Origin of the sequence: Streptomyces aidingensis (assembly GCF_900112355.1) — a bacterium.
In the GTDB taxonomy this organism is placed as follows: Bacteria; Actinomycetota; Actinomycetes; order Streptomycetales; family Streptomycetaceae; genus Streptomyces; species Streptomyces aidingensis.
Genome location: NZ_FOLM01000023.1, coordinates 68,281 through 84,356, shown reverse-complemented (window position 1 = coordinate 84,356; position 16,076 = coordinate 68,281). Strand labels below are relative to the sequence as shown.

Here is a 16,076-nt window from a genome sequence, read left to right as displayed (position 1 = left end):
TACGCCCGGTTACTTTCCGAACCCGGAAGCTAAGCCTTGCTGCGCCGATGGTACTGCATGGGGGACCGTGTGGGAGAGTAGGTCGCCGCCGAACAATTATTGAGGGGCCCTGGTCCCCAGCGTTCACGCTGGGGAACCAGGGCCCCTTTCGTTTGAGTATGTGAAAGACAGGAGTCGCGTCGATGTCCAACTCTTCCGAGGAGCGGCCGGAGAGGCGTCGGCCATCGGATCGGTCCGGCCGGCCGGACCGGCCGGACCGCGGGGAACGGCCGTCGGGCCGATTCCGCCGTGATGGGGAGCGTGATTTCCGTCGCCGCGATGAGCGGCGGGACGGCCGTCGCGATGGTGGTGAGCGGCGGGACGGTTACCGGCCGTCGTCCTCCCGGGAGGATCGTCCCCGTGGCGGGGACCGGCCGTACGGGGAGCGCCGCAGCGGAGGCGACCGTGCGGGTGAGCGGCGAGAGGCGCGGCGCGACGAGCGGCGCTGGGAGCGACGCGATGACCGTCCCGGTTACCGGCGGCGGGAGGATCGTCGTGACGACCGCCGGGATGACCGTCGTCGTGACGACCGCCGGGAGGAACGGCGGGATGAGCGGCGCCGGGACGAACGGCGGAGTGGTTTCGGGGAGCGGCGGCCTGTCCGGCGGGATGACCGCCGGGACGAGCGGCGGGGCGACCGTCGTGAGGACCGCCGTACAGGCGGCTGGTCCGGGGGGCGTGAGGAGCGACGGGAGTATCCGCGGGCCGAGCGCGGCAGCGAGCGGCGGGAGTACCGGCGAGACGAGCGTCGCGGCGGGCCGCGTCCCGGTGGGCGGGACGGCCGGTGGAGCGACCGCCGGGACGGGCGGCCCGGAGAGCGGCGCGGCGGTGGCTATCGCCGCGGGCCGGAGGGCAGGGACGCACGTCCGCGTCAGCACGACCGTGAGCAGGTGCGGCGACTGCCGATCCCGGACGAGGTGACCGGGGGCGAGCTGGACCGGGAGGTGCAGCAGGAGCTCAAGAGCCTGCCGAAGACGCTGGCCACGGATGTGGCCCGGAACCTGGTCATGGTGGCGCAGCTGCTGGACGAGGACGCGGAGCGGGCGTATGCCTACGCCCGGACCGCGCTGCGGCTGGCCTCGCGGGTGGCCGCGGTCCGGGAGGCGGCCGGGTTCGCCGCCTACGGGGTCGGCAAGTACGCGGAGGCGCTGGCCGAGTTCCGGGCGGCGCGGCGGATGACCGGCTCGGTACATCTGTGGCCGATGATGGCGGACTGCGAGCGCGGTCTGGGACGCCCAGAACGGGCGCTGGCGATGGCGGGCGCGCCCGAGGCGAATCAGCTCGACAAGGCCGGCCGGGTGGAGATGCGGCTGGTCGCCGCGGGGGCGCGCCGGGACATGGGGCAGCCCGAAGCCGCGGTGGTGACCCTGCAGAGCCCCGAACTGACCTCCGGCGCCCATCAGCCGTGGACCGCGCGGCTGCGCTATGCCTATGCCGACGTTCTGCTGGAGGTGGGCCGGGCGGAGGAGGCCCGCAGGTGGTTCGCCCGGGCGGTGGAGGCCGACCAGGAGGGGGCCACGGACGCCTCGGACCGGCTGGCCGAGCTGGACGGCGTGGAATTCCTCGACGCACTGGAGGCGGAGGAGGACTCCGAGGGGGATGCCGGAACGGGGCGGCCGGAGGGCCGTGAGCTGCTCGGCGACGAGTTCGAGATGGATGAGACGGACGGGATGGACGAGGAGTTCGAGTCCGGGCTGCGGGCCAAGGACACCGGGGACGACGTGGAGCGGTAGCGGGCGGGGGCGCTGGGGCCGTCAGTGCTGGGCGCGTTCGGCGGTGAGGCTGCGGAGCAGCAGCCCGGTGGCCGGCTTCGGGCCGAAGGAGGTGGACTTCTGCGGCATGGGCACGCCCTGCTCGGCCAGTTGCCGGACGGTGTCCTCCGCGACCGGGCGGAGCAGCACCGCGGAACCGCCGCGCGCCTCGGCACGGGACACCGCGGCCTCGGCCTCATGCAGATACTCCACATGCGGGGGCGCATCGGGCACCTGCCAGAGGGAGCCCAGCAGGGTGCTGTGCAGAACGGTGGAGTCCAGCCGCCGCCAGGCCTCCGGGCGGCCGGCGGGGACGGTGCGGGCGAGCAGCGCGGGGTCGGGCCGGTCGAGCAGATGGAACCGTCCGCCGCCGGCCAGCAGGAAGGCGTTGTCGCCGGGGGCGGTCCGCACGGTGTGCAGGGTGCGCAGGGCGGTGCCGAGGTCGTGGGTGTCCAGCGGCCGGACCCGGAAGGCGCCCCGCAGCCGGGCCAGCGCGTCCTGCGGGGCCAGCCGGGGCAGCACCCGGTGGATGGCGCCCACCCGCAGGGGATGGCGGACGGTGTCGACCAGCAGCACCAGTCCGCGGTCCCAGGGCGGGGCACCGCCGTGTTCCCGGGCCAGCCGCAGGCAGGTGGCCCAGCGGTGATGGCCGTCGGCGATCAGCGCGGTGTACCGGGCCAGATCGGTGCGGATGCGGCGCAGCCCGGCCGGGTCGGTGATGGCCCACATCCGGTGTGAGAAGCCGTTCTCGGTGGTGATCCGGAACAGCGGAGGCCCGGCGGCGGTGCGGTCGATCACCGCCGCGGCGCCGCCGCCGGCCCCGTCGTCCTGCTCGCCGCGGTAGGAGAGCAGCAGCGGTTCGAGATTGGCGGCGGTCTCCCGCATCAGCCCGGCCCGGTCCTCGACCACATCCGGCATCACCTCTTCGTGGGGCAGGACGACGCGCTGTTCCGGCGGGGTGAGGCGGAGTGCGCCGATCAGGCCGCGCTGGAGGACGGAGCCGCTGCGCTGCTCGTACAGGTACAGGGCAGGCTCCGGGTCCGGCGCCAGCACGCCGTCCCGCGTCCAGCGGGCCAGGGCGGCGGCGGCGCTGCGGTGGCGGTCGGCCGCGGAGGGATTGCCGTTCTCCGGCAGGATCAGCCGGACGATGTTGTACGGGTGGGAGGTGTGGAGATGGCTCCAGCCCTCGGGGCGGACCACGACGTCGTAGGGCGGTGAGGTGACGGCGGCCAGTTCATGGATGCGTTCGGGGACATAGCGCAGGGCTCGGAAGGGGGCCAGGTCGAGGCCGTCGGCCCGGCGGGCGGTACGCATTCCGGCATGGTAAGCCGATGGTCGCGGAGGGCCTCCGGGCAGGTGAGCGGAGGCATGCGGGATGATCGGTCGTGCAGGGAAAGCCGTCGGTTCCGATCGCCTTGGGACCGAACGGGAGCGATGCGAGCAGAGGCGGGGAACAGATGGCCGGTAACAGCACGGAAGACCCCACCGCGGTTTCGGCCGGGGACGGGGGCGGGCCGCGGCGGGCCCCGCAGGGCAGTGACGGGCCGCTGAGCAGGCTGTACGACACCGCGCTGCTCGATCTCGACGGGGTGGTGTACGCGGGCGGGTCGGCCGTGCCGCATGCCGTGGAGTCGCTGGTCGCGGCCAGGGACGGAGGGATGCGGCTGGCGTATGTCACCAACAACGCGAATCGCACGCCGGCGGCGGTGGCCGGTCATCTCACCGGGCTGGGCCTGGCGGCGGACCCCGGGGAGGTGGTCACCTCCGCGCAGGCGGTGGCCCGGCTGATGGCCGAGCATCTGCCCGCGGGCGCGCGGGTGCTGTGCGCGGGCGGTGAGGGGTTGCGGGTCGCGCTGCGGGAACGTGGTCTGGTGCCGGTGGAGTCGGCGGACGACGACCCGGCGGCGGTGGTGCAGGGGTATGGCGGCCCGGAGATGCCCTGGGGGCGGGTGATGGAGGCGGCGATCGCGGTCAATCGCGGGCTGCCCTGGTTCGCGTCCAACACCGATCTGACGATCCCCGGCGAGCGCGGCATCGCGCCGGGCAACGGCGCGCTGGTGGAGGCGGTGCGGATCGCCACCGGCCGGACCCGGGAGCCGTGGGTGGCGGGCAAGCCGCTGCCGCCGATGCACCGGGAGACGATCCTGCGGACCGGGGCGCGTCGTCCCCTGGTGGTCGGCGACCGGCTGGACACCGACATCGAGGGCGCGTTTCACGCGGGCGTGGACGCGCTGCTGGTGCTGACCGGGGTGACGGACGCCGCGCAGCTGCTGGCGGCCCGGCCGGAACACCGGCCGGCCTATGTGGCGGCCGATCTGCGCGGGCTGCTGGCGGCGCAGCCCGCGGTGACGGCGGACGGCGACGGCTTCCGGTGCGGCGGCCGGCGGGCCGTGGTGCGCGGCGGGGTGCTGGAACTGGAGGGCGCCGGGGATGCCCTGGACGGGCTGCGGGCGCTGTGCGCGGCGGCCTGGTCCGCGGGGGACGGCGAATCTCCGCTGGACGCGGACAAGGCGCTGGCCAGGCTGGGGCTCTGAACCGCGGCCGGGGCGTCGGGTGTCCGGCCGGTACCCGACGCCCCGGCCGCCGCTCCGGCAGGGGCGCCCCGGTCAGCTCACGCGCTTGGCGGTGCGCAGCGCCTCGGCCAGCGCCTCCAGCAGCGGGGCGCAGCCGGCGTAGGAGTAGCGCGGCTCGGTGGTCCACTCGATGACCTGTCCGGCCTCGACGGCCGGCAGCCGGGTCCAGGTCGGCTTGTCGGCCAGGTCGGCCGGCTGGAGGGCGCTGCTGCGGTTGTCCAGCATGACCAGGTCGGTCCGGTACTTGTCGGCGTTCTCCCAGCTCAGGCTCTCGAAGAAGCCGCCCTCGACATTGTCGGGGGTGACGATCTGCACGCCGAGCTCCTTGAAGTAGGCCAGATCGGCGGAGGCGGACGGGTCGGAGGCGTAGAACAGGTCCGGGTCGCCCGAGCAGGCCAGCACGGTCAGTCCGCCGCTGTCCCGGGCGGCCTGCCGCAGTGACTCGGCCGCTGCCTCGAAACGCGTCCGGGCCTCGGTGTTCTGCCGGGCGGTCAGATCGGCGCCCAGGGCGCCGGCCAGTTCGGCGGTGCGCTCGATGGCGCTGAGCAGGGTGGTGGACGGCAGCGCGGCCGGGGCCACCGCGATGCCGACGGTCGGGGCCAGGCCCGCGATGGTCTCGGCGCTCTCGTCCGGCACATACCAGAGGCCGTTCTCCACGAACATGTTGGTGACCAGCAGTTCGGGGGCGAGCCCGGCGTACTTCTCGACGTTGAACTCACCCCAGGCGTTGCCCAGGACGGTCAGCTTGTCGACATTGAGCTCGCCGGCCTGGACGTCGGGCTCGCCGTCGGCGGTCACCGTCGGGCCGAAGACCCCGACGCATTCCACGCCGTAGTCGTACAGGGCGGCGGCGGTGCCGGTGAAGGCGACGATCTTCTCCGGGGTCCTGTCCAGTTCGACGGTGGTGCCGCGGTCGTCGGTGAAGCTCCAGGGGCCCGAGCCGTTGCCGCCGTTGCCGCCGCCGTTGTCCCCGCCGGCTTCCGCGGAGCCGGAGTCGCTGCCGCAGGCGGTGAGCAGAGCACCGGCGCCCAGGGCTCCTCCGGTGGCGAGCAGGGAACGTCTGGTCAGCTTGGCGCGGGATATGGTCATGACGTGCTCGGACCTCTCAGTGAAGCTCTGGGGGAAGGTTAGGCTAACCTAACCACATGCGTGAAGGTTGCAGCACCAGGACCCCGGCGTGACGGCCGCCACCGCGGACGCCGCGCCCGCCAAGGACCCGGCCCCGCCCGGTGCCGGACCGGCCGCTCCACCCGCCCCGCGCCGCATCCCGGCCCGGGCGGGCGGGCTCGCCGTCTCGGCTCTGCTGCTGGCGCTGGTGGCCGCCGCCAGCGTCGCGCTGGGGGCCAAGTCCATCCCGCCCGGCGACGTCTGGGACTCGCTGGTCAGCCCGGTCGGCAGCGACACCGACGTGGTGGTGCGCCAACTGCGCCTGCCGCGCACCCTGCTGGGACTGCTGGCCGGCTCGGCACTCGGCCTGGCCGGCGCGCTGATGCAGGCGCTCACCCGCAATCCGCTGGCCGAGCCGGGACTGCTGGGCGTCAACGCCGGGGCCGCGGCGGCCGTGGTGTCCGCCATGGCCTTTCTCGGCATCGGCTCCTTCCACGGCTACGTCTGGTTCGCCTTCCTGGGCGCCGCCGCCGTCTCCGTCCTGGTGTACGCGCTGGCCGGCACCCGCTCGGCCACCCCCGTCCGGCTGGCCCTGGCCGGTACCGCGGTGACCGCCGCGCTCTACGGCTATGTCAACGCGGCCATCCTGCTGGACACCGCGGCCCTGGACCGGATGCGGTTCTGGACCGCGGGCTCGCTGGCCTCCGCCCGGATGGACACCATCGTCCAGGTGCTGCCCTTCCTGGCCGCCGGCTTCGCCCTGGCCGCGCTGCTCGCCCGGCCGCTCAACGCGGTGGCGCTGGGCGACGACACCGCCCGGGCGCTGGGCGCCCGGCTGGGCAGCACCCGGATCGCCACCATGGCCGCGGTGACCCTGCTCTGCGGCGCGGCCACCGCCGTCTGCGGGCCCATCGTCTTCGTCGGCCTGATCGTGCCGCATCTGGTGCGCAGCATCACCGGACCCGATCTGCGCTGGATCCTGCCCTATGCCGTTGTGCTGTCGCCGGTGCTGCTGCTCGGCGCGGACGTCGTCGGCCGGCTGGTCGCCGCGCCCTCCGAACTCCAGGTCGGCGTGGTCACCGCGCTGATCGGCGGTCCGGTCTTCATCTTTCTGGTGCGCCGCCGAAGGATGGTCCAGCTGTGAGAACCCCGATCCACCGCCGCACCTCCGCGGCTCTCCGCCCCGCCGTGCTGCGCACCCCCGGCGGCCTCTCGATGCGTGTCGCCCCGCGCACGGCAGCTGTGGTGGCGGCGCTGACCGTGGCGGCGCTTGCGGTGTCGGTGCTGCTGGCCGGCACCGGCGACTACCCGATGGGCCCCTCGGCGGTGCTGCGCACCCTGGCCGGACAGGGCACCGCCGCCGAGGAGTTCATCGTGCTGGACCTGCGGCTGCCGCGGCTGCTGGTCGCCCTGCTGACCGGGGTGGCCCTGGGGCTGGCCGGCGCCGTGTTCCAGGCCGTCTCCCGCAATCCGCTGGGCAGCCCGGACATCATCGGCTTCACCGAGGGCACGGCCGCCGGCGCGCTGGTGGCCATCGTGGTCCTGAACGGCAGCAGCGCGGTGGTGGCGGCCGGCGCGGTCGGCGGCGGCGTGCTCACCGGGCTGGCCGTCTATCTGCTCGCCTGGCGGCGCGGCGTGCACGGCTACCGGCTGGTTCTGGTCGGTATCGGGGCCGCCGCGATGCTCGGCGGCGTGCGCCACTATCTGCTCACCCGGGCCGATCTGGTGGACGCGGCGCGGGCGGTGCTGTGGATGACCGGCTCGCTGGACGGCCGCGACTGGTCGCACGTCTGGCCGCTGCTGATCACCTGTGCCGTGCTGGTGCCGGTGGTGCTGGGCCGGGGCCGTCCGCTGCGGATGCTGGAGATGGGCGACGACGCCGCGCGGGCGCTCGGGGTGGCCGCCGAGCGCACCCGGATGGTGGTGATGGGCGCGGCCGTGCTGCTGACCGCCGCCGCCACCTCGGCGGCCGGGCCGATCGCCTTCGTGGCGCTCACCGCGCCGCAACTGGCGCGCCGGCTGACCAGGGCGGCCGGGCCCAACCTGCTGCCCGCCGCGGTGATGGGCGCGCTGCTGATGGTGGCGGCCGACCTGGTGGCGCAGCAGGCGTTCGGCGACCGGCGGCTGCCGGTGGGCGTGCTCACCGGGGTGCTGGGCGGCGGCTATCTGCTGTGGCTGCTGTGGACCGAGCGCCGGGCGGGACGCGTATGAGCCGGACACCGCCGCACTCCGGGCCGCCGCCACCGCCGGCGGTGGCGGCGGTAGCGCCGGAGCAGCCGGGGCGGGCCCGCTCCGGGAGACCCGCCATCAGCAGTGCGAGAGAGCAGCGCGAGAGACAGGACGGAACCGCCATGACCACCGACCCGCCGCCCGGGGAGAGCCGGCTGCGCGCCGAGTCCGTCACGCTCGCCTACGACCGGCGGGTCGTCGCCGAGAAGCTGACCGTCGCCGTTCCCGACCGGTCCTTCACCGTGGTGGTGGGCCCCAACGCCTGCGGCAAGTCCACACTGCTGCGGGCCCTGGCCCGGATGCTGCGGCCCGCCCGGGGCGCGGTGCTGCTGGACGGCCAGGAGATCTCCGCCCGGCCCGCCCGGCAGGTGGCCCGCACCCTGGGGCTGCTGCCGCAGAGCGCCACCGCGCCGGACGGCATCACCGTGGCCGATCTGGTGGCGCGCGGGCGCTACCCGCACCAGGGACTGCTGCGCCAGTGGTCGCGCGAGGACGAGCGGGTGACGCAGGAGGCCATGGCCGGCACCGGGGTGGCGGAGCTTGCCGACCGCTATGTGGACGAACTCTCCGGCGGGCAGCGGCAACGGGTCTGGATCGCCATGGCGCTGGCCCAGCAGACGCCGCTGCTGCTGCTGGACGAGCCGACCACCTACCTCGACATCGCGCACCAGATCGAGGTGCTGGACCTGTGCGCCCGGCTGCACGAGGAGGGCCGCACCCTGGTCGCGGTGCTGCACGACCTCAACCAGGCCGCCCGCTACGCCACCCATCTCGTCGCGCTGCGGGACGGACGGCTGGTCGCCCAGGGCAGTCCGGCGGAGGTGATCAGCGAGGAGCTGGTGGCGGAGGTCTTCGGGCTGCCGTGCCGGGTGATCGACGATCCGGAGACCGGGACGCCGCTGGTGATACCCGCGGCCAGGCGCCGGGCGGGGTCAGTCACCGGCGCGGGCCGCCGGACCCGGTAGCGTCGGGGGCATGGACCAGCCCGCTTCTGACGAGGCCGAGCAGCCCCCGGCCGTCCCCGCCGCCACGGCGGACACCGCCCCGGACGGTCCGCCGGAGACCGCGCCGGAGACCGCGCCGGAGAACAACGACGTCCCGGGCACCCCGGGCGTACCGGACGGCGGGGACGGCGAAGCCGGTGCCGGGGACGGTGACGGGGACGGGGACGAGGAGGGGGAGCGGGCGGACGCGCCCCGGCCGCTGGGCATCACCGTGCGGCCCACCGGGCACCGCGGGGTGGACGCCCGGCTGGCCCGGCTGGCCGCCGCCGACGACCTCGCGGTGCCCGCACACCTGGAGGTGTACGAAGATGTACACCGCGGCCTGCGGGAGACGCTGACCGCGCTCGACGAGCCGCAGCAGCCCGGCCCGCCGGGCCCCGGCGGGCCGGGGAGGCATCCCCACGACTCCAGGAGCTGAACCGTCCGTGGCAGCAGCGACGCGCCGCCGGCTCGCCCGGCTGGACACCGAACTGGTCCGCCGCAAGCTGGCCCGTTCCCGGGAGCATGCCCGCGCCCTGATCGAGGCCGGGCGGGTCAGCGTCGACGGGGTGACCGCCGCCAAGCCCGCCACCCAGGTCGGCACCGCCGCCGCGGTCCTGGTCCGCGCCGACGACCGGACCGGGCCCGACTATGTCTCCCGCGGCGGCCACAAACTGGCCGGGGCGCTGGCCGCGTTCACCCCGCGCGGCCTGGCCGTGGCCGGCCGCCGCGCCCTCGACGCCGGGGCCTCCACCGGAGGCTTCACCGATGTGCTGCTGCGGGCCGGCGCCGCCCGGGTGATCGCCGTGGACGTCGGCTACGGCCAGCTCGCCTGGTCCCTCCGGGCGGACGAGCGGGTGGTGGTCAGGGACCGCACCAACGTCCGCGACCTCACCCTGGACGACATCGGCGGCGAACCCGTCGACCTGGTGGTCGGCGACCTGTCCTTCATCCCGCTCGGGCTGGTGCTGCCCGCGCTGAGGCGCTGTGCCGCTCCGGACGGCGATCTGGTACTGATGGTCAAACCACAGTTCGAGGTCGGCAGGGAACGGCTCGGCAGCGGCGGCGTGGTCCGCAGCCCGGAACTCCGCGCCGAAGCCGTCCGCGCCGTCGCCGGCCGGGCCGCGGAACTGGGCCTGGGCGTGCTGGGCGTCACCGCGAGCCCGCTGCCCGGGCCGTCGGGCAATGTCGAGTACTTCCTGTGGCTTCGTGCCGGGGCACCACCGCTCGACCCGGCGGAGGTCGACCGCGCCGTGACGGAGGGACCGCAGTGACCAGTGGCAGCACCGGCGAAAACCCCGCCGGGCACAGTGTTCTCGCCCCGCGCACCGTCTTCCTGCTCGCCCACACCGGCCGGGCCGCCGCCATCCGCAGCGCCGAACTCGTGGTGCGCGGCCTGCTGGCGCACGGCATCGGGGTGCGGGTGCTGGCCGACGAGGCCGAAGACCTCCCGCTGCCCGAAGAGGTGGCACGGGTCGAGGCCAAGCCGGACGTGGTGGAGGGCTGCGAGCTCCTGGTGGTGCTCGGCGGCGACGGCACCCTGCTGCGCGGCGCCGAGTTCGCCCGCGCCTCCGGGGTGCCCATGCTCGGCGTCAACCTCGGCCGGGTCGGTTTCCTCGCCGAGGCCGAGCGGGACGACCTGGACCAGGTGGTGGTGCGCGTCGTGCGCCGCGACTACACCGTCGAGGAGCGGATGACCCTGGACGTCCTGGTCTACAACGACGGCTCCACCACCGGGCCGCCGGTCTACCGCGACTGGGCGCTCAACGAGGCCACCGTGGAGAAGGCCGCCCGGGAACGCATGCTCGAAGTGGTCACCGAGGTGGACGGCCGTCCGGTGTCCCGGTACGGCTGCGACGGCATCGTCTGCGCCACCCCCACCGGCTCCACCGCCTACGCCTTCTCGGCCGGCGGCCCGGTGGTGTGGCCCGAGGTGGAGGCGCTGCTGATGGTGCCGATCAGCGCCCACGCGCTGTTCGCCAAGCCGCTGGTCACCGCGCCGGACTCGGTGCTGGCGGTGGAGGTGCAGCCCGGCGGCCAGCACGGGGTGCTCTGGTGCGACGGGCGGCGCACCGTGATCCTGCCCGCCGGCGCGCGGGTGGAGGTGCGGCGCGGCGCGGTGCCGGTGCGGCTGGCGCGCCTGCACCGGGCACCGTTCACCGACCGCCTGGTGGCCAAGTTCGCCCTGCCCGTGGCCGGCTGGCGCGGCGCCGCCCGTTAGCCGCCGCGGCACGGCACGCGTTCCGGGGAGGAGCGTCGCGCGCCGCCGCACGGACTGCGTATGGTCGTACCGTGCTGGAGGAGATGCGGATCAAGAACCTGGGCGTGATCGACGACGCCGTGGTGGAGCTGTCGGCGGGCTTCACCGCGGTGACCGGCGAGACCGGGGCAGGCAAGACCATGGTCGTCACCAGCCTGGGGCTGCTGTGCGGCGGGCGGGCCGATCCCGGCCTGGTCCGGGCCGGCACCAGGGGCGCCGTCGTGGAGGGCCGGATCAGCCTGCCACCGCAGGCGCCGGCCGCCCGCCGGGCCGCCGAGGCGGGCGCCGAACTGGACGAGGGCGCGCTCCTGCTCAGCCGTACCGTCTCCGCCGAGGGCCGGTCCCGGGCGCATGTCGGCGGCCGGTCGGTGCCGGTCGGACTGCTGTCCGAACTGGGCGAGGAACTGATCGCCGTGCACGGCCAGACCGACCAGCAGGGACTGCTGCGGCCCGCCCGGCAGCGCGAGGCCCTGGACCGCTACGCCGGCCGGGCCGTGGCCGGACCGCTCGCCGCATACCGGGAGACCTACGAGCGGCTGCGCGCGGTGGCCGCCGAGCTCGCCGGGATCACCACCCGGGCCCGGGAACGCGCCCGGGAGGCCGATCTGCTGCGCTTCGGGCTGGACGAGATCGCCGCCGCCGGGCCCCGCCCCGGCGAGGACACCGAACTCGCCGCCGAGGCCGGGAAGCTGGGCCATGCCGACGCCCTGGCCACCGCCGCCTCGGCCGCCCATGCCGCCCTGGCCGGCGATCCGGCGGACCCGGAGGGCGTGGACGCCGGCACCCTGATCGGGGGCGCGCACCGTGCCCTGGAGGCGGTCCGCGGCCATGACCCGGCGCTGGCCGCGCTGGCCGACCGGCTGGCCGAGATCACCATCCTGGTCACCGATGTCGCCGGCGACCTGGCCGGCTACGCCGACGACCTGGACGCCGACCCGCTGCGGCTGGCCGCCGTGGAGGAGCGCCGCGCGGTGCTGGCCCATCTGACCCGCAAGTACGGCGAGAACATCGACGCGGTGCTGGCCTGGTCCGAGAAGAGTGCCGCCCGGCTCGCCGAACTCGACGGCGACGACGAGCGGATCGATGAGCTGGCCGCCGAGCAGGAGAGGCTGCGCGGACGGCTGGGGGAGCTGGCCCAGGCGCTGGGCGAGGCCCGCACCGAGGCCGCCGGCCGGTTCGCCGGGGCGGTCACCGCCGAGCTGACCCAGCTGGCCATGCCGCACGCCCGGATCGAGGTGGCGGTGCGGCAGACCGAGGTGCCGGAGAGCCCGGCCGGCGGGGAATGGGCGCGCCTCGCCGACGGCCGCACCGTGGCCTGCGGGCCGCACGGCGCGGACGAGATCGAGCTGCTGCTCGCCCCGCATCCGGGCGCCCCGCCGCGGCCCGTCGCCAAGGGCGCCTCGGGCGGCGAGCTGTCCCGGGTGATGCTGGCCATCGAAGTCGTCTTCGCGGGCGCCGCCCCGGTGCCGACCTATCTGTTCGACGAGGTGGACGCCGGGGTCGGCGGCAAGGCCGCGGTGGAACTGGGCCGGCGGCTGGCCAGGCTGGCCGAGAGCGCCCAGGTGGTCGTGGTGACGCATCTGCCGCAGGTGGCGGCGTTCGCGGACCGGCATCTGGTGGTGGAGAAGACCTCGGACGGCTCGGTGACCCGCAGCGGGGTGACCGTGGTGCACGGCGAGGGCCGCATCCGCGAGCTGTCCCGGATGCTGGCCGGGCAGGAGGACTCCGCCCTGGCCCGCGCCCATGCCGAGGAACTGCTGGCCACCGCCGCCCGCGCCCTGCCCGGCACCGCCGCGGACCCCGGCGGCGCGGCGTAGCTCGTCCGGGTGGTTTCGGCGGGGCGGCGGAGGAACCGGCGCGGGCGGCTGACCGGGAGCGCGGCGCCCGGACCGCGCCCCGCCCGGGGCAGGTGCGCGCGGACCGGCCGGGCCCGACCCGCATCATGGTGGGGCAGCCGCGCCCGGGACCACGGCCGATCGCCGGACGGTCCGGCGGCGGCGGCGCCCGCGAGCGAACAGGAGCACGGCCGTGACCACCACCCCACCACTGCCGCGCGGCCGGACCCGGCTGCACGTCGTCCAGCTCTACAGCGGTGGCTCCACCGCCACCGGTGTCCATGTCCGTTCCCTGGCCGCCGGGCTCGCCGCCCGGGGCCTGCGGGTGACGGTCTGCGCGCCGCGGGCCGCCGAGCGCCGCTACCGCTTCGCCGAGACCGGTGCCCGTTTCGCCGCGCTGCCGTCCCCGGCGCACCGCGACGCCGTCGCCCGGCTGCGGCAGACCTGCGGTGACGCGGACCTGGTCCATGCCCATGGCCTGTGCGCCGGAGCCGTGGCCGCGCTGGCGGTGGCCCGTACGGACACCCCGCTGGTCGTGACCTGGCACACCCGGCCCGGCGGCCGGGGCGCGGCCGTCCGGGTCCGGCGGCTCACCGAACGCTGGGTGGCCCGGGCCGCCTCGGTGGTCCTGGGCGCCACCTCCGACCTGGTGGAACGGGCCCGGCTGCGCGGCGCCCGGGACGCCCGGCTGGCCCCGGTGGCGCTGCCCTCGCCGCGGACTCCGGTGCCGCCGGGCAGCACCCGCTACGGCACCGGGCAGGCGACCCTCACGCCGTCCTCGCTGCGCGCCGCGCTGCGCGCCGGTGACCGGCCGCTGCTGCTCGCCGTCGGCCGGCTCGCCCCGCACCAGGGGCATGACACCCTGCTCACCGCCGCCCGGTCCTGGCGCGGACTCGACCCGTGCCCGCTGCTGCTGATCGCCGGGGAGGGGCGGGACCGCGCGGCGCTCCAGGAGCGCATCGACCGCGAGCGGCTGCCGGTGCGGCTGCTGGGCAGCCGGCCGGATGTGCTGCGACTGCTCGGCGAGGTGGACCTGGCGCTGGTGGCGGCCCGCTGGGCGGGCCGTTCGCTGATCGCCCAGGAGGCGCTGCGCGGCGGGGTGCCGCTGGTGGCGACCGCCGTCGGCGGGCTGCCGGAACTGGTCGGCGACGCCGCCGTCCTGGTGCCGTACGGGGACGCGGCGGCGGTGGCCGGGGCGGTGGCCGCGCTGCTGGCGGACCCGGCGCGGCGGGCGGAGCTGGCCGCGGCCGGCCAGGCCCGCGCCGCCACCTGGCCCACCGAGGACAGCACCGTGGCCCAGGTGCTCAGCATCTACGACGAATTCACCCACCCGCCGCGCTAGGCCCGGTCCGGCACCCGGCGCCGGTCCCCCTCCGCGCCGCCGGTCACCCGGCGGTGCGGAGGCGCTGTCCGTGGTGTCGCCCGGCCGTGCGCCGGTGGTGGTCAGCCGCCGTAGGCCCCGGAGGCGGTCAGCCGCAGCGCGGTGTCGATCAGCGGCACGTGGCTGAAGGCCTGCGGGAAGTTCCCCACCTGGCGCTTGAGTTTCGGATCCCACTCCTCGGCCAGCAGCCCGACATCGTTGCGCAGCGCCAGCAGCCGTTCGAACAGCCGCCGTGCCTCCTCCACCCGGCCGATCATCGCCAGGTCGTCGGCCATCCAGAACGAGCAGGCCAGGAAGGCCCCTTCGTCGCCGCGCAGGCCGTCCACGCCCGGCTCGTCGCCGGCGGTCGGATAGCGCAGGATGAAGCCGTCCGGGGTGGACAGCTCCCGCTGGATGGCCTCGACCGTGCCGATCACCCGCTTGTCGTCCGGCGGCAGGAAGCCCATCTGCGGGATCAACAGCAGCGAGGCGTCCAGCTCCTTGGAGCCGAAGGACTGGGTGAAGGTGTTGCGCTCCTTGTCGTAGCCGCGCTCGCAGACCGTGCGGTGGATGTCGTCGCGCAGCTCCCGCCACCGGTCCAGCGGGCCGTCCACCTCGCCGGACTCGATCAGCTTCACCGCCCGGTCCACCGCCACCCAGGCCATCACCTTGGAGTGCACGAAGTGCCGGCGGGGGCCGCGCACCTCCCAGATGCCCTCGTCCGGCTCGTCCCAGTGGTCCTCCAGGTACCGGATCAGCTTGAGCAGCAGCAGATTGGCGTGGTCGTTGCGGGCCAGCCCGGTCATGTGCGCCAGATGCAGCGCCTCGGTGACCTCGCCGTAGACGTCGAGCTGCAACTGGCTGGCCGCGCCGTTGCCGATCCGCACCGGGCGGGAGTTCTCGTAGCCGGGCAGCCAGTCCAGTTCGGTCTCGCCCAGTTCGCGCTCGCCCGCGATGCCGTACATGATCTGGAGGTTCTGCGGGTCGCCGGCGACCGCGCGCAGCAGCCACTCGCGCCAGGCGCGCGCCTCCTCCCGGTAGCCGGTGCGCAGCAGCGAGGACAGGGTGATCGCCGCGTCCCGCAGCCAGGTGTAGCGGTAGTCCCAGTTGCGGGAGCCGCCGATCTCCTCCGGCAGCGAGGTGGTGGGCGCCGCGACGATGCCGCCGGTGGGGGCGTAGGTCAGCGCCTTGAGGGTGATCAGGGAGCGGACCACGGCCTCCCGGTAGGGGCCGTGGTAGGTGCACTGGCCCACCCAGCCGCGCCAGAACTCCTCGGTGGCGGACAGCGCCTCCTCGGCCTCGGCCACCGGCGGCGCGCCCTTGTGCGAGGGCTCCCAGCTGATGGCCATGCCGATCCGCTCACCCGGGCCGACCGTGAAGTCGGAGTAGGTGGTCAGCTCCTCGCCGTAGGTGTCGGCCGGGGTGTCCAGCCAGACCGAGTCGGGGCCGGCCACCGCGGCGATGCGGTCGCCGACCTTGTGCACCCAGGGCACCACCCAGCCGAAGGAGAACCGCATCCGCAGGGCGGAGCGCATCGGCACCCGGCCGGACACGCCCTCGACGATCCGGACGAGCTGCGGGGCGCCGTCCCGGGGCGGCATGAAGTCGATCACCCGCACGGTACCGCGCGGGGTGTCCCACTCCTGCTCCAGGATCAGTGAGTCACCCTTGTAACGGCGGCGTGTCGCCCGCGGCGGCTCCGCGTCGCGGCCGTACGCCGGGCCCAGCCGCCAGAAGCCGTGCTCCTCGTTTCCCAGTAGTGCGGCGAAGACCGCATGGGAGTCGAACCGCGGCAGGCAAAGCCAGTCGGCAGAGCCATCGCGGCCGACCAAAGCGGCGGTCTGCATGTCGCCGATGAGTGCGTAATCCTCGATGCGCCCTGCCACGAGCATCTCCAGTCGAACGGTGCCAGTGACCCCCAGGGGATGGGGGATTGTGG

At 75.2% G+C, this 16,076-nt stretch carries 14 protein-coding genes and 1 rRNA gene; 12 read left to right on the top strand and 3 right to left on the bottom strand.

The features are described from left to right. The 3 genes from rrf to BM242_RS26385 form a co-directional block, all read left to right on the top strand. Positions 1-94, top strand: a 5S ribosomal RNA gene (gene rrf / locus BM242_RS26395); the annotation flags it as partial. Positions 95-300: 206 nt separating this feature from the next. Then, positions 301-960: a hypothetical protein gene (locus tag BM242_RS26390; protein ID WP_139238459.1), complete on the top strand. Its 660-nt coding sequence runs from the start codon at positions 301-303 to the stop codon at positions 958-960. Next, positions 930-1,772, top strand: coding sequence for a tetratricopeptide repeat protein (locus tag BM242_RS26385; protein WP_093841447.1), 843 nt, complete (start codon positions 930-932; stop codon positions 1,770-1,772). Before BM242_RS26390 ends, BM242_RS26385 begins: the two co-directional genes overlap by 31 nt. A gap of 21 nt (positions 1,773-1,793) precedes the next feature. Here BM242_RS26385 and BM242_RS26380 read toward each other — a convergent pair whose 3' ends face one another. Then, entirely contained in the window at positions 1,794-3,104 is a 1,311-nt protein-coding gene (locus tag BM242_RS26380; protein ID WP_093841446.1) for a DUF1015 family protein, read from the bottom strand. 143 nt (positions 3,105-3,247) lie between these two features. On the opposite strand from BM242_RS26380, the gene BM242_RS26375 reads away from it, so the two are divergent. Next, positions 3,248-4,324 (top strand): HAD hydrolase-like protein, encoded by a 1,077-nt coding sequence (locus tag BM242_RS26375; RefSeq protein ID WP_093841445.1) that lies wholly within the window; start codon positions 3,248-3,250, stop codon positions 4,322-4,324. Between the two features lie 72 nt (positions 4,325-4,396). On the opposite strand, the gene BM242_RS26370 is transcribed toward BM242_RS26375, so the two are convergent. Beyond that, the gene (locus BM242_RS26370) at positions 4,397-5,452 is read right to left on the bottom strand and encodes an ABC transporter substrate-binding protein (RefSeq protein WP_093841444.1); all 1,056 of its coding nucleotides are present in this window, start codon (positions 5,450-5,452) and stop codon (positions 4,397-4,399) included. A 175-nt stretch (positions 5,453-5,627) separates the two neighbouring features. Here BM242_RS26370 and BM242_RS26365 point away from each other — a divergent pair, with 175 nt between their 5' ends. The 8 genes from BM242_RS26365 (at position 5,628) to BM242_RS26330 (ending at position 14,119) form a co-directional block, all read left to right on the top strand. After that, positions 5,628-6,614: a FecCD family ABC transporter permease gene (locus BM242_RS26365; RefSeq protein ID WP_093841464.1), complete on the top strand. Its 987-nt coding sequence runs from the start codon at positions 5,628-5,630 to the stop codon at positions 6,612-6,614. 71 nt (positions 6,615-6,685) lie between these two features. Continuing rightward, positions 6,686-7,681, top strand: a complete 996-nt coding sequence (locus tag BM242_RS26360) for a FecCD family ABC transporter permease (protein ID WP_093841465.1) — start codon at positions 6,686-6,688, stop codon at positions 7,679-7,681. A 140-nt stretch (positions 7,682-7,821) separates the two neighbouring features. Beyond that, on the top strand, positions 7,822-8,664 hold the full coding sequence (locus tag BM242_RS26355) for an ABC transporter ATP-binding protein (RefSeq protein WP_093841443.1): 843 nt from the start codon (positions 7,822-7,824) through the stop codon (positions 8,662-8,664). A 10-nt stretch (positions 8,665-8,674) separates the two neighbouring features. Beyond that, positions 8,675-9,121: a hypothetical protein gene (locus BM242_RS26350; protein WP_245834541.1), complete on the top strand. Its 447-nt coding sequence runs from the start codon at positions 8,675-8,677 to the stop codon at positions 9,119-9,121. A gap of 7 nt (positions 9,122-9,128) precedes the next feature. Further along, positions 9,129-9,956 carry a TlyA family RNA methyltransferase gene (locus tag BM242_RS26345; RefSeq protein WP_093841442.1) on the top strand — a complete coding sequence of 276 codons (828 nt, stop codon included), beginning with the start codon at positions 9,129-9,131 and terminating at the stop codon, positions 9,954-9,956. Then, positions 9,953-10,903 carry an NAD kinase gene (locus BM242_RS26340; RefSeq protein WP_093841441.1) on the top strand — a complete coding sequence of 317 codons (951 nt, stop codon included), beginning with the start codon at positions 9,953-9,955 and terminating at the stop codon, positions 10,901-10,903. Before BM242_RS26345 ends, BM242_RS26340 begins: the two co-directional genes overlap by 4 nt. Positions 10,904-10,986: 83 nt before the next feature. After that, entirely contained in the window at positions 10,987-12,759 is a 1,773-nt protein-coding gene (gene recN / locus BM242_RS26335; RefSeq protein ID WP_093841463.1) for a DNA repair protein RecN, read from the top strand. 211 nt (positions 12,760-12,970) lie between these two features. After that, positions 12,971-14,119, top strand: coding sequence for a glycosyltransferase family 4 protein (locus BM242_RS26330; protein ID WP_093841440.1), 1,149 nt, complete (start codon positions 12,971-12,973; stop codon positions 14,117-14,119). A 101-nt stretch (positions 14,120-14,220) separates the two neighbouring features. Here the strand turns inward: BM242_RS26330 and BM242_RS26325 are convergent, their stop codons facing one another. Beyond that, positions 14,221-16,029, bottom strand: a complete 1,809-nt coding sequence (locus BM242_RS26325) for a glycoside hydrolase family 15 protein (protein WP_093841439.1) — start codon at positions 16,027-16,029, stop codon at positions 14,221-14,223. Positions 16,030-16,076 lie beyond the last annotated feature (47 nt).